Source organism: Caballeronia mineralivorans PML1(12) (assembly GCF_001028175.1).
GTDB classification, from domain to species: Bacteria; Pseudomonadota; Gammaproteobacteria; order Burkholderiales; family Burkholderiaceae; genus Caballeronia; species Caballeronia mineralivorans.
In genome coordinates, this window is sequence record NZ_AEJF01000069.1 from 38,659 (window position 1) to 52,316 (window position 13,658).

Consider the following 13,658-nt stretch of genomic DNA (forward strand, 5'->3'; position numbering starts at 1 on the left):
TGTAGCCGGCGCGCCGCAGGTTGAGGCGGCCGTGCCGGTTACGCAAGGAAAGGTTGCATTTAGTCGAGAACGCTATGTCAAACACTCAAACGATTCACCCTCCGCTGACGGGAGCGAAGTTAGTTCTAGGCTCGCTCGGCGTCGGTCTTGCCGGCTTCATGACCGTACTCGATTCATCGATTGCCAACGTTGCCATTCCTACCATCTCCGGAAATCTCGGCACGTCCGTGGACATAGGCACATGGGTCATCACCGTGTTCGCGGCGTCGAACTCGGTGTCGATTCCGCTGACCGGGTGGTTGACCCAGCGGCTCGGTCAGGTTCGCCTTTTTATCGGGTCCATTTTGTTGTTCGTCCTGTCTTCATGGCTGTGCGGGGTCGCGCCGTCGCTGCCGGTGTTGCTCTTCGCGCGTGTGCTGCAAGGGGCGGTTGCAGGACCGCTGATCCCGATGTCGCAAGCGCTCTTGCTCAGTTCGTGGCCGAGAGAGAAGTCCTCGATGGCGCTTTCGCTGTTCTCCATGATTGTTATCACCGGTCCAATCGTCGGCCCCGCGCTCGGCGGCTGGGTCACCGACAGTTACAGCTGGTCGTGGATCTTTTATGTCAATATCCCGGTCGGTCTCTTCTCTGCTGCCGTTGTCTGGGCCCTATATCGCGAACGCGACACGCCAACCAAGAAACTGCCGGTGGATCTCGTCGGGCTGTTGCTGCTGATCACTTGGGTGGCATCGCTGCAGGTAATGCTTGATCAGGGCAAGGACCTTGACTGGTTCTCTTCGACGACAATCGTCGTATTGGCCGTAGTGGCGTTGATCGCCTTCGCATTTTTCGTCGCGTGGGAACTGACGGACAAGAATCCGGTAGTCGACTTGTCGCTGTTCAAGCAGCGTAACTTTCTCGGCGGTACGATCTCACTCTCGATAGCTTACGGAATATTTTTCGGCACCCTCGTGTTGCTGCCTCAGTGGATGCAAGAGTATTTGGGTTACCGTGCGCTCGACGCGGGGTTTGCCACTGCACCGCTCGGCTTCTTCGCAGTGCTCGGTGCTCCTATTATGGGTAAGATTCTGCCGCGCTCCGATGCACGAATTCTCGCCACGTGTGCGTTCATTGGATTCGCGATTGTGTACTACATGCGGTCGTATTTCTACACCGACATCGACGTCGGACACATCGTCCTGCCGACCCTGCTGCAGGGCATTCCGATGGCATTGTTCTTCGCGCCGTTGACCGTGATCATCTTGTCGGGACAGCCACCAGAAAAAGTGCCTGCGGCAGCGGGACTGTCCACCTTTGGGCGGATGTTTTGTGGAGGAGTGGGGACATCGATCGCAAACGTGGTGTGGAATAACCGGACCATCATGCACCACGAGATCCTGACGGCGCAGTCCAATCCCACCAATCCGTTTTTCAATCAACAACTCCACGCCTATCACTCCCTCTTGGGACTCAATACAGGGTCTTCGTATGCATTGTTCGACAACCTTGTGCAGACACAGGCGGCGATGATGGGGCTGGACGATATTTTCTATGCATCGGCCATCATCATGATCGTGATCATTCCATTAATATGGATTACGAAGCGAGGAAAGGCGGGTGCTGCAGATGCCGCTGCGAGTGGCGCGCATTGATGTGACAAGCGTTGCTTCCACGTACCGGTTCTCGCGGGTTCAGAATGTGCCGCATCGAATCCATCGGCTGACTCGGGCCGTTCCGGCTCATCAAGCGGCAGTGAAACTTGCATCGTGCCTGTCTGCGGAGTTGCGGTATCGGCCGAACGCCGCCACGCATCGGGAGGCGTTCGGGGAGCTTCTCAGACAGACTCAATCAAGCGCACTGCTCTTTGTATTCGACCAGTACCTCGCGGTATGGCTTGCTTCCCTCGTTGCGCGCTTTGTGCGTTGCAGGGACCTTGGCGCCCTTGCCGATTTCGGACAGCACTTCCAGATACCCGTTCTCGCATTTGAGCGAGTAAATCGCGCCCGTTGGCACGTCGAAGATGCCGAGGTCCCCGCCGTTTTCGTCGAAGATATGCAAGGGTGCACCTTCGATCGCGTACCACATGTATGAAAGCGTGTGGGTATGTACCGGCGTTTCCTCGCCTGGAGCGAGAACGAAGTTCCATACAATGACCTTGTCATTCTCAAATACCTTTTCACTGCCGACGCCAGCCATGATTATCTCCTTGACGTGTACGAATGGTGCGAGAGGCGTCCCGCATTGCAGCAACGCCATTCACGTTCAGACTTCAAAACGTGTTGGCCGGCCGCCGGACCGCACTTCGATAGCTGCGGTGCGGGAGAGCCTGTACTCAGAGTAGGCGAATGTCCCACTTGTCGTTGTCCCGGCCGTATGGAAACTTGTCACGGAAGAGGCCGATTTATCATTCCGGATGGTGATTTTTTCCGCGAAACGGTTAAGACAGTGGGAACGCTTTGAATTCATCGGGACGGCAGGAGGCGATCACAATGTCGGAACCTTTGCGAATCATTCATGGACCGTTTGGAAGAGCGGCGTTGCTGCTGCTGGACAAGAGCATGGTCCTCCATGCACATCGGGTTTCTCACGTCATCTTCAAGGAAGGCGGTCCTGACATCCAGTTCGGGATCCGCAATCGTGAGCATGTTTTGTCTGACAAGAACGTGCTACTGGTGAATGCGTGGGAGCCGCATTTCTATGAGCATCGCCCGCAATCGCAGCCGACGGTGCTGCTTGCGCTTTACCTGGAGCCGGATTGGTTGAGGGATGTCGACCGGCGTTTCGCATACAGCATTCATCCACGTTTCTTTCCGAGGTCTTCCGTGCCGGTGCAGGGGAAGCTTAGCCGCCTTCATACTGACCTGCTCGACATTCTGACCGACCGTGAAGGCCAGTCGCTGCAAGCGGTCCAGGGGCTGATCGCCGACATGACCGGTGAACTGGTCGGCATATCACCCCGAAGGAGCGAACTGTCAGCGGCCGGGTCCGTTGGCGGAATAGCGTACGACATCAGGGTTCGTCGCGCGATCGACGCAATGAAACAGGTAAGGGGCATTCCGCCCGACTTCGACGATCTCGCACAAATGGTTGGGCTATCGCGTCCGCATTTCTTTCATCTATTCCACAAGCAGACCGGCATGACACCGGCGACTTTCAGCAGCATGCTGAGGATGGACCTGTCGATCGAAGGCGTGTCGCAGCACGAGATGGCCCTTCAGGATATTGCGCTCGATCTGGGCTTCGACTCGCCGGGAAACTTCACGCGCTTCTTTGTTCGTCAGCAAGGCGTGACGCCCAGCCAATACAGACAAAACGTACAATTTGTCACCGGGCAAGGGCGATAACAAGCGTTCATGAGTGAGCAAAGATCGGATGCTGGCGGTGCCAAGCAAACACGGCGGCACTCATGGATCAGCGCCAGGCTTTTACGTGATCCGTCTTCGAACCCGCAGCACTGGCACAATCGAGGGGGTCTTCGATCCGCTTGGGAATCCTCATGCCAGATGCCGTTCCGCCTTCACCGCCTGCGCGGGCTATCGGCCCCCTGTTTGCCCTGTTTCCCTTCCTGCGTCCTTATGCCGGGCGCTGGGCGCTTGCGTTCCTGGCGCTGGTGACGTCGGCGGGGGCCACATTGGCGTTGCCGGTGGCGTTCAAATACTTGATTGATCGTGGCTTCGCCGGGGGCGACCGGGCTCACATCGACCGCTATTTCCTCGCGCTATTCATCGTTTCGCTGGTGCTGGCCGGTGCCACGGCGATGCGCTTCTACCTGGTGTCGTGGCTGGGCGAGCGGGTCACGGCTGACTTGCGGCGTGCGGTCTACGACCACGTGCTGGGGATGAGTCCGCAGTTCTTTGAGACCACGCAGACCGGAGAGGTGCTGTCGCGGCTCACTGCCGACACCACGTTGATCCAGACGGTGGTGGGCACCAGCCTGTCGTTGGGATTGCGCAATTTCTTCCTGCTTACCGGTGGCGTGGCGATGCTGGCGGTGACAAGCCCCGTGCTGTCGGGCTACATCATCGCCACGCTGGTTGTGGTGGTTGCGCCCATCGTTATCTTCGGGCGACGCGTGCGGCGGCTCTCGCGCGCGAGTCAAGACAAGGTAGCGAACGCGAGCGCGGTGGCGGGCGAGGTGCTCAATGCCATGCCGACCGTGCAGTCGTACACGCAGGAGCCCTTTGAGGCGCGGCGGTTTGGCGGCGCGGTAGAGTTGGCCTTTGAGACAGCGCTTACGCGCATTCGGGCGCGCGCCTGGTTGACCGCCGTGGTGATCGTGCTGGTGTTCACCGCCATTGTGTTCGTGCTGTGGCTCGGGGCGCAGGCGGTGCTGGCGGGGCGAATGACGGCGGGCCAATTGTCCCAGTTCATCCTCTACGCGGTGTTCACGGCCGGCGCTGTGGGGGCCGTTGCCGAGGTGTGGGGCGATCTGCAGCGGGCCGCCGGCGCCACCGAGCGGCTGCTGCAACTGCTGTCGGCACGCTCTCCGGTGGTGGAGGCCGAGACGACAGTGCCGCTGCCCGCGCGCGGGGAGGGCATCCGCTTCGACAACGTCAGCTTCTCATATCCGTCCCGCCCCGGCATCGCGGCGCTCTCCGGCCTCTCACTCGATGTCCGCGCAGGCGAGCATGTTGCGTTGGTTGGACCGTCTGGCGCCGGCAAAACCACTTTGTTCCAACTGCTGCTGCGCTTTTACGATCCACAGGCCGGCGGCATTCTGATCAACGGCGTCCCAACGTGGCAGGTGCCGCTCGCCGAGTTGCGCAGGGAAATCGGGGTAGTGTTGCAGGAGTCGGTGATCTTTTCAGGCAGCGTGCTCGACAACATCCGCTACGGCGCGCCCGACGCCACACTCGCGCAAGTGCAGCGGGCCGCCGATATGGCTGCGGCAGCCGGCTTTATCGAAGAACTGCCGCAAGGCTACGATACATTTCTGGGCGAACGCGGAGTGCGGCTGTCTGGCGGACAGCGACAACGCATTGCGATTGCACGTGCGATCCTGAAGAATCCGCCCATCCTGTTGCTGGACGAGGCCACCAGCGCGCTCGATGCCGCGAGCGAACGGCTGGTGCAGAAGGCGCTGGATAATGCCGCGCAGAACCGCACCACGCTGGTCATCGCGCACCGCCTTGCGACCGTGCAGCAAGCGGACCGCATTGTCGTGCTGGAACACGGCCGCATTGTCGCGCAGGGCCGTCACGTTGATCTGCTTCTGAGCTCGCCGCTGTATGCGCAGTTGGCTGCGCTGCAGTTCGGCGAGCCCCGGGAGCAGAGGGGGCAGAGCGGCGCTGTGCGTGATCATGTCGACTCTGCGTGAAGACCCGATCCAGGTTGCCCGGGCAGCTTGGACGAATGGCCAGCTTTCAACAACATGCTAAAGAATCAATAAAAGACGCCGATAACGGGGAAATGAAAAGGCGAAAATCCAGCCACTCCCTGGCTAAAGATCATTCTAAGTGCGCAATCTTTGAGCGAACGACATCGCCTGCCACCTTCGAGCACTGCCATTGTCCGCCCAATCGATAAAAGCAGTGACGATGCTTCAGAGATCCTGGTTTCTCACTGGACTGATTAGTCTCGGATGCGCGGCGCTGTCCGCTTACGTTAATTTCTTCCATGCTGGTGCTCAACCTGGTTGGTTGGCCCAGGCCCATGTCGGCGCTGCGTTCATAGGCTCGGGTCTGCTTGCCCGTTTCGTTCAAGGCAGTCGAAAGGCCTTAGCGGGCCCGACTTCGTCCTCCATGATCGGAACTGGCGTGGTGGCTCGGGTGGGCGTGGTCACGATGTTCGTGCCGGGCAAGAGCGCCTTTTGCTCCCCCAGGCGAAGCTTTCAACTTCTGGGATTCATCGTTTGTCTGATGGTCCAGTTCGTCGTCGTTGCGCAGCCTGCTCAAGATCAGGGCTACACGCCCGTCAAGTCGAAACCGGTTTCTCACCAGCTCGCGACCTAGATGGTTGAGTGTGCAACTCTCACGATCGAACACCCGTTAACCTGATGTGTGTCCGAGGAAAATATGGCCGAAGAAGCGCGCGGGCGGACGGTTTTTGTCGCCGTTATTGTGGCCGGAATAGCGTCGATTGGCTTGGGCTGTTATTGCCTTCTAAGAGCGTTTGACGTATTCGACGTCTCGCCGGACTTCGCTGTTTGGTTCGCGCGAGCTGTAGTCGCCATTCTTATCGGAGTGGCGGGGCTGCATATCGGAAGCAGCCGGGTGGGGCTAAGCTAGCGTTCGAGGCGGCTTGCAGTCCATCGGACTCGCCGCCATCGATACCTCAGCAACCAGCAGCATTGGCTGTTGGGCGAACTGCGCAATTGCCTGATTTCGCTGGGACCCAATCACTGGAGCGGGTCGAACATGAGCCGATCGCGGAAGGCAGAGTGCGGCCATCAAGAGCCGTTTGGCTTTCAATCGTAGTTGTCAACATTGCAGATATTCAAACTCCGTCAGAAGCGGCTTTCCGCTAATTTGGCTAACGGCTTTTGATCTGGGCTGGATGCGATATTATTTGTAGTGCCTTAACAGACTCTCCCTTGGAGCATTCGATGCGAATCAGAACTGCCTATTTCAAAGTGACAGACATGGAGCGCTCCTCGAAATTCTGGGAAGGCTTGTTAAAGTTGTCGCCGAGTCGCAAGTCGGAACGGTGGACGGAGTTCGCCGTGGGCGAGGTGCGCATTGGGCTGTTGTTGAATGATTTTGGCGATGAACTCGTCGGTAGCGCATGCGTACCGGTATTCGAGTTCGATGCATTCGGCTTAACGGACTTTCTAAGCCGCGCCAAGACTCTCGGGGCAACGGTCGTCCTTGATGGTCTGGATGACGAGAACATGAAGAGCATCGTCCTCAGCGACCCGGAGGGTCACGAATTCGAGCTGTGCAGTTGCCACGAATAGTCTGCCGCCGACAAATGGAAACGTGGACTCACTTCCGAAAGCTAACGCCGACTGACAATCACAAGGATTAACTCCCGTGAAACACGCAGGTGTAACAGCACTCAACCAGCTTGAAAGCACCCTTCGCGACCTGCGTGAACTTCCGGATTTACGCGAGAGTTCCCCCGACGTGTTTTACAGAAAATCAAAATCATTTCTGCACTTCCACGAAGATACGACCGGGCTTTACGCCGATCTACGGATCGGGGCTGAATTTGAACGATTACCTGTGCATTCAGCGATGGATAGAGATGTCTTGATGACCGCAGTCCGTCGCACGTTGACACTATAAATCCGTGAGCGTTCAGGTCTCTGTAACGCACAAGGCGTATTTCGACCGGTCCTGCTGCAGTTACGCTTGTCGTCGCGGTAATCAAGCGATGATGCCGACACCGACAATCCAGGAAGCGCGCATCGCCGCGGATAACCGAGCGGAACGACGATAAGGCCCATATAGTTTATGACCGTTATCGAGAAAGTCGAGCGTCTATAGTGAGTCGACTTGCGCCAGATGTAGACCAATCTACGGCGGGCTGTCTTATCCGTTCAGCATCGGACCGTGTCCGGCTATCGAAGAGACGTTCGAGGAGGTCGTTCAGTTTTTTGAGGCCAACCGGAACGCATCGACGGCCCACATCTCACCGGCGCGGAGATGCGGCTGTGAAAGGGCGAGCCACTCCCCGAGCGGCGTGAGACTTATTCCGGGTGAGGCTGAACCGCCGAAGGACTCGGAGACAAACGGCGCGTCATCCTCCGGGCGACGAACGACCTGAACAATGTGCGTGATGCCGCGTGGACGGGGATGGTTACTCGCCCAGGCGGGCTCTCCCATTTTCAGCCCGATGGTGGCGCAACGCGGGAGGCTGAGGGCTGTGATCTCTCGCCCCTCAAGAACGAACCCTGTCCGGGTCTCAATTTCCTGAATAATCCGATCCGACCACACCCACAGGGCTTCCACATCATCAGCACCAAACACTGCACGGCCAGCAGCTTCGTTCTCCGCTCGCATCGCTTTCGTGAGAAGCAGTCTGATCCATCCCGAGCAGTCAATGACCGGAGGGTCGGCCGATAGTCCATCTGACTTCACGCCGCGCTGGTATCCGACTCGACCCGTGTAGCGCTGCACGAGCCGCCACATTGTCATCTCGCCTGCGCTTAAAGTCATGTTGCAAACCTTCGTGCTGTCGGCCAGGGGTAAGCGAAGTTGTCGTTCATTTTACAAGTTGCGCGACACAAGCCGGATCGCTCGCGGCGAAGAAGCACGCCCGACGTGCCGGCAAGGTTCGGCCATAAAGAACGACGCAGCAGGGACGAGTCGAGCGCGGTCCGATACATGGAATTCACACAGGCCTATGGAACCGAGATCCAGTGACACCAAGCTGTGTGCTGGTCGCGAGGGTGAGCTTTCGCTAAACGCATTCAGCTCATGAAAATTCTTCCCGGACCGGACAGGAGAGGCCTTCGCCGGAATGACGTCCATATAAAGGAAAACATCACCCTCTTTTCCGCAACCCGGCATGCCAATAGTCATCTTGTACCCGGGACTCTGCCATGGCCTGCCGGGCGGCTCTTCACATGATCAATGAAGGCGCGCAGCTTCGGCATGATCTGCCGGCGGCTCGGATAGTAGAGAAACACTCCCGGTATCACCGGCGCGAACGGCTCCAGCACGTGCACCAGTTTTCCCGCTCTCAACCCTTCAGCGGCCATCGGCTCAGGTAGCTGGGCAAGGCCTATGCCTTCGACTGCCGCGCCAAGCATGGTGGGAAAATCGTTGGCGATGAGGGGGCCGGATACGGCGATCTCGATCGCTTGGCCGTTGTCGTTGAATGACCATAGCGCGAGCGCGCCGCTGGATCGCCGCCATCGCAAGCATGCGTGTTGGCGCAGATCGTCCGTGTGCTTGGGCCGGCTGCGCCCTGCGAAGTAGGCAGGGCTGCCGACGACGATGAGACGAAACGGTGGTGTCAACGGTACCGCGACCATGTCGGCGTCGACGAACTGACCCAGCCGGATGCCGGCGTCGAATCCTTTCGCCGCAAGATCGATCAGCTCCTCGCTTGCGGCGATCTCCACCTCGACCTCGGGATAAGCCTGGCAGAAGGATGCGATCAGTGGCTCCAGCAGGATCGGCACCACCGCGCGCGGCACTGAGAGACGCAACAATCCGGCGGGCCGCTGGCCGAGGCCGCGCGCAACCGCACTAGCTGCGACAAGTTCCTCGAAGGCAGGCTTTGCGCGCGAAAGAAACCGTTCGCCAGCTTCGGTCAGGCCGACACTGCGCGTGGTGCGTATGAAGAGCGCTGCGCCAATGCGCGCTTCAAGTACACGCACCGTCTGGCTGACGGCCGACGGCGTCACCCCGAGTTCCGCGGCTGCCCGGCGAAAACTGCGATGCTGGGCAACGCTCAGGAACACCTCCACGCCATCGAGCGCGCCCTGCCTGACTGTGAAGTTCTGCTTCATAGCCCGTCAACATTGTGATGAATAGTCGCTCGCAAGAAGCCATGGTACACCTACGCCTGCAGATGAGGAGTCGCGCCGATGTCGACTCGCAAGCCCTGAACAATCCTCTAAGACCGTGGAGGAACCTTGCAATGACTGATGCACTTGATGGCGTGCGAGATCACTATCGCGCGACGGGCCTGACCGAGCGGCTGAAGATCGCGCTCACGGTCCTTGGGCCGGAGGATCAGCGGCTCACACCGCAGCAACTGGTCGCCCTCGACCAGTTTCACACCCGTGGGCTTGCGGCCACCGCCGAGCTTGCCAAATTGGCCGGGATCACCGCCGACATGTCGGTGCTGGACGTCGGTTCGGGCGTTGGCGGGCCGGCCCGTTTTCTGGCTGCAACCTATGGCTGTCTGGTGACGGGTATCGACCTCAGCGAACCGTTCGTGGATGCCGCACGCTATCTCAGCCAGCGCACAGGGCAGAGCGAACAGGTGTCGTTTCATACCGCCAGCGCGCTGGAACTTCCCTTCGAAGACAGCCATTTCGACGTCGTATTGTTGCAGCATGTGGCGATGAACATCGCCGATCGCACACGACTTTACCGGGAGATCCGACGTGTGCTGAAGCCAGGCGGCAGGTTTGCGACGTTCGACGTCGTTGCAAACGGCAGTGAACCGTACTACCCCGTTCCCTGGGCGCGAACACTGGCCACGAGCTTTCTCCTGACGGCCGACGCAACACACGAGGCAATCGAAAAAGCAGGTTTCCGCACGTTGGCATGGCAAGACGACACCGAGGCCGCCAAGGCCTGGATCACCCAGCTGCGTGCGTCGGGGCAGCCACCCTCGCCAAATCTTAGCGTGGTGATGGGGCCGGACTTCGCACAGCTTTCCACCAACCTATGGCGAAATCTCCTGGAAGGCCGACTCGGTATTCTCACTGCGGTGTTCGAGGCCACGCCCGCGAAGACCCTGATTCACCTGGAGAACTGCTGATGACCGCCGCGCCTATTCCGGCTGGTATCGTCCCGCCGCATCCCGCTTGGCGCAGCCTGCTTTGGATCGTCCCGCTGACGGTCCTGTGGATTGTGTTGATCCACTGGCAGCCGATTATCCCGACCAGCGGCGTTCCGACCACAGCCCATCAGCTGATGGCCCATGGGCTTATCGCGGTAGGTTTGTGGCTCGGCCTCGAAAGCACCGACCTGACTCCGGGCCAACGCCGCACGACCTGGCTGGCGGTCATGATCCCAGACACGCTTTGGTTCGCGGTCGCCTGGAGCGCAGCGATCAATGGCGTCTTCCGCACGGGCACCTCACCCTTGCCGTTGCTGCCGTTGGCGATCTTCCTGCCGGTGATGATCGGCGCGCCTCTGTTGCTGTTGTCGAAGCGGGTGGGGCAGGTGCTCGACGCGATGCCGACGACCTGGCTTGTCGCTCTTCAGCTTTACCGGGTATTCGGCAGCTGGGCCCTCGCTGCCTGGCTGCACGGGGTGCTGCCAGGCGTGTTCGCGTTGCCGGCGGGAATGGGCGATGTGTTGACCGGCCTGTTCGCCGTGCCGGCAGCAATCGCCGTGGCGAGCGGTACAGCTCAAGGCCGGAAGGCGGCGATTGCCTGGAACATTTTCGGCCTCGCTGACTTCGCCGTCGCGATCACCTTGGGGATGATCACCTCGCCCGGCCGGTTCCAGTTGATCGTTCCGAGCGTGCTGAGCATCGGCGCCGGCGATTATCCGGATGTGCTGACCCCTGCTTTCGTGGTGCCAAGCTCGATCCTGCTGCACGCGCTGTCGCTGCGCCAGCTGATCCGACGACACGCCGGCTGATCTCCTTCCTATCCTTCAATGCGCCAGACAACTCCTGGCAGCAACCATCTTGCATGGGACCGGAATAAGTGCTTTGCATGGGACTGGAGTAAGCGCTAAAGCGCCAACTCCGGTCGACACAGGAGGCAACATGTCACCGGAAGTTCTCTTCCAATTGCATCTCGTTCTGGGGTATGTCGCCTGGCTGCTTTGCTTCCGCGTATACGTCTGGCCCAGGCTCAAGTCGATGGACCCATTCGAAGCGCAACGCGCCATCGCCACCTTGCACAGCTTCCGTTTCTTCGGGCTGGTCTTCATCCTGCCGGGCATCGTCAGTCCCGATCTGCCTGCCAGCTTCGCCGTGTTCGCCGCATACGGTGACTTCGCAACGGGAGTTCTGGCGATGCTGGCGCTACTCACAGCACGAATACGCCCACTCTTTTGGTTGTTCGTCGTAGCCTTCAATCTTGTGGGAGCGACCGACCTCATCCTCGACTACTACCACGCTATCCAGTCCGATCTTCCTGCGCGTGCGGGAGAGCTGGGCGCTACGTACGCGATTCCGATCATCTACGTGCCTGTGCTGATGATTACGCATGTTGCCGCCTTCTATCTGCTGCTGCGCCCTCAGCCCAAGGTGGCTCGGAGCTATTGATCTTTCCGTAAGTCATGACAACGCGATCTCCGTCGTCAGTGATTTGAAAGAAATCCTAAACGATTTATGAAAAAGACCTGTTCATGGCGCGGTCTTTGCAAAACGTAATGGGTCTGGAGCGCACAGTCACGCTATCAAGCTGTAGTCGAAGACGAAAGATTACCCCTGGCGGCTAGTACTCGATTGCGTCCCTTCTTCTTCGCTTCATACAACGCCTTGTCAGCAGCCAGTATGAGCTCCGTAGCCTCGCCCGCGTCTCGAGTCGGGACCCGGGCGTCAACACCCGCGCTTATCGTGACGAAGCCAGCGGGGCTGCCCGAATGTTCAATTTCCAGACCATGAATAGCGCTGCGGATATTGTCCGCGATCGCCACGGCATCAGCTACATCGGTATTCGGTAGAAGCACCGCAATTTCCTCTCCACCATATCGGGCGGCGAGGTCCCCCGGACGTCTGGCTGTCAGGTCCCCGATGAGACGGCTAATCGTTCGCAGGCACTCATCGCCCGCTGCATGTCCGTAGATGTCGTTGTATTGCTTGAAGCAATCGACATCCATCATGATCAGTGCCAACGCACTCGCTTGACGCGTGGCGCGGCTGAATTCGTTATGCAACGTGACATCGAATTGGCGGCGGTTCGCGAGCCCCGTCAGGCCGTCCTGCATCGCAAGTCGTTCAAGGGTCCCATTGAGCTTTTCAAGGGAGGCGTGCGTCTTTGTCAGCTCCGCCTCGGCAGTCGTTCGCAGTTCGATCTGCCGGATCAGATGCCAGCCGAACAAGCCCACCACAATGACCAAGCAAAGCACGCCGGCGGAATGCCAGATCGTGTCGCGCCACCACTCATGCAAAATCTCATCCTTGGACAACGCAGCCGCTACAAAGACCGGATAATGCTGGAGGTTACGATAACTGTTTAGCCGCGTGACGCCATCCTGTGCCGACTTGATGAAAGCCGTTCCGACAGGGCCCTGCGTTGTGTAATAGCTGTACAGCGCGGTTCCACGCATGCTTTTGCCGATCACTTTTACGTCGAACGGTCGACGAATCAGCATGACGCCGCTATTCAGGACGAGGGCAACGGCTCCTGCGTTGCCGATCTGAAGGCTATCGTAGAACGTCTTGAAGAAATCAATATCGACGGTTGCCAGCACAACGCCGCCGAAACTGCCATCCGGTTTATTGATTCTCCGTGAAACGGGAATAACCCACTTTCCACTTGATCTGCTTATTACTGGCACGCCAATGTGCGGACCAGGACCAGAGTCGTGTCGATGAAAGATGAAATATTCGCGATCCGCATTGTTGAATCGATTTAGCGGCGTCGACGTGGAATTGATGATCCAGTTTCCGTTTTCGTCATATACAAAAAGACCGTCAAGCTGGGGAAGCTCCTGTCGGCGCATCACCAGGATGCCATGCAGTCGTTTAAGAGCAGCCGGGCCGGTCCCGTCGAACTCCACGCGCTCAACGATGCCCAGCAACGCCGTGTCCGCTTCCTTGAATGTGTCGTCGGCCTGCTGAGCCATTGCCCGTGCGAGATTCGAGGTGGCGACATCCATTTCGCCCAACTCGACTGATCGGGCGTTCCAACTCCGCCAGCCATCGAGCACAACGAGAGACAGGCAGACGATTGCCACGAAAGCTATCGCACGCCAAATGATGGATGGTCGATTCAAAATCAAACAATTCTCCGTGGACAGCTTGGAAGCAGCGGGCCAGCGAGGTCTCTTTTTGCAGAAAAAGCCGGGGCGATGGTTAGCGTACGGGAAGTATATCGGCATCCGGGCGCATATCTTGACACCCGTTTGCTTGGGCCGAGTGACTTAAACGAG

At 58.8% G+C, this 13,658-nt stretch carries 13 protein-coding genes; 9 read left to right on the plus strand and 4 right to left on the minus strand.

Annotation, left to right across the window (positions count from 1 at the left end; all coding sequences use genetic code 11):
- The first annotated feature begins 74 nt into the window (after nt 1–74).
- Complete coding sequence (locus EOS_RS09615; protein ID WP_047846389.1) at nt 75–1,631, plus strand: DHA2 family efflux MFS transporter permease subunit; 1,557 nt, start codon at nt 75–77, stop codon at nt 1,629–1,631.
- Nucleotides 1,632–1,827: 196 nt separating this feature from the next.
- Here the strand turns inward: EOS_RS09615 and EOS_RS09620 are convergent, their stop codons facing one another.
- Nucleotides 1,828–2,175, minus strand: a complete 348-nt coding sequence (locus tag EOS_RS09620) for a cupin domain-containing protein (RefSeq protein WP_047846390.1) — start codon at nt 2,173–2,175, stop codon at nt 1,828–1,830.
- A 293-nt stretch (nt 2,176–2,468) separates the two neighbouring features.
- Here EOS_RS09620 and EOS_RS09625 point away from each other — a divergent pair, with 293 nt between their 5' ends.
- From EOS_RS09625 to EOS_RS46165, 5 genes are all read left to right on the plus strand, one after another.
- On the plus strand, nt 2,469–3,323 hold the full coding sequence (locus tag EOS_RS09625) for a helix-turn-helix transcriptional regulator (RefSeq protein WP_047846391.1): 855 nt from the start codon (nt 2,469–2,471) through the stop codon (nt 3,321–3,323).
- A gap of 152 nt (nt 3,324–3,475) precedes the next feature.
- On the plus strand, nt 3,476–5,296 hold the full coding sequence (locus tag EOS_RS09630) for an ABC transporter transmembrane domain-containing protein (RefSeq protein WP_047846392.1): 1,821 nt from the start codon (nt 3,476–3,478) through the stop codon (nt 5,294–5,296).
- Between the two features lie 190 nt (nt 5,297–5,486).
- Nucleotides 5,487–5,930, plus strand: coding sequence for a hypothetical protein (locus EOS_RS09635; RefSeq protein ID WP_152693103.1), 444 nt, complete (start codon nt 5,487–5,489; stop codon nt 5,928–5,930).
- A 593-nt stretch (nt 5,931–6,523) separates the two neighbouring features.
- Nucleotides 6,524–6,874 carry a VOC family protein gene (locus tag EOS_RS09645; RefSeq protein ID WP_047846395.1) on the plus strand — a complete coding sequence of 117 codons (351 nt, stop codon included), beginning with the start codon at nt 6,524–6,526 and terminating at the stop codon, nt 6,872–6,874.
- A gap of 76 nt (nt 6,875–6,950) precedes the next feature.
- Nucleotides 6,951–7,205: a hypothetical protein gene (locus EOS_RS46165; RefSeq protein ID WP_075645303.1), complete on the plus strand. Its 255-nt coding sequence runs from the start codon at nt 6,951–6,953 to the stop codon at nt 7,203–7,205.
- Between the two features lie 303 nt (nt 7,206–7,508).
- On the opposite strand, the gene EOS_RS09650 is transcribed toward EOS_RS46165, so the two are convergent.
- Both EOS_RS09650 and EOS_RS09655 read right to left on the minus strand, forming a co-directional pair.
- Complete coding sequence (locus EOS_RS09650; RefSeq protein WP_047846396.1) at nt 7,509–8,051, minus strand: hypothetical protein; 543 nt, start codon at nt 8,049–8,051, stop codon at nt 7,509–7,511.
- A 389-nt stretch (nt 8,052–8,440) separates the two neighbouring features.
- Nucleotides 8,441–9,379: a LysR family transcriptional regulator gene (locus tag EOS_RS09655; protein WP_047846397.1), complete on the minus strand. Its 939-nt coding sequence runs from the start codon at nt 9,377–9,379 to the stop codon at nt 8,441–8,443.
- A 131-nt stretch (nt 9,380–9,510) separates the two neighbouring features.
- On the opposite strand from EOS_RS09655, the gene EOS_RS09660 reads away from it, so the two are divergent.
- The 3 genes from EOS_RS09660 to EOS_RS09670 all read left to right on the plus strand — a co-directional run bounded on the left by EOS_RS09660 (nt 9,511) and on the right by EOS_RS09670 (nt 11,826).
- Nucleotides 9,511–10,362, plus strand: a complete 852-nt coding sequence (locus EOS_RS09660) for a class I SAM-dependent methyltransferase (protein ID WP_047846398.1) — start codon at nt 9,511–9,513, stop codon at nt 10,360–10,362.
- Entirely contained in the window at nt 10,362–11,192 is an 831-nt protein-coding gene (locus EOS_RS09665; protein ID WP_047846399.1) for a hypothetical protein, read from the plus strand. The genes EOS_RS09660 and EOS_RS09665 overlap by 1 nt, the downstream gene beginning before the upstream one ends.
- 130 nt (nt 11,193–11,322) lie before the next feature.
- Nucleotides 11,323–11,826 carry a hypothetical protein gene (locus EOS_RS09670; protein WP_047846400.1) on the plus strand — a complete coding sequence of 168 codons (504 nt, stop codon included), beginning with the start codon at nt 11,323–11,325 and terminating at the stop codon, nt 11,824–11,826.
- A 134-nt stretch (nt 11,827–11,960) separates the two neighbouring features.
- Here the strand turns inward: EOS_RS09670 and EOS_RS09675 are convergent, their stop codons facing one another.
- Entirely contained in the window at nt 11,961–13,385 is a 1,425-nt protein-coding gene (locus EOS_RS09675; RefSeq protein WP_235442757.1) for a sensor domain-containing diguanylate cyclase, read from the minus strand.
- Nucleotides 13,386–13,658: the final 273 nt, after the last annotated feature.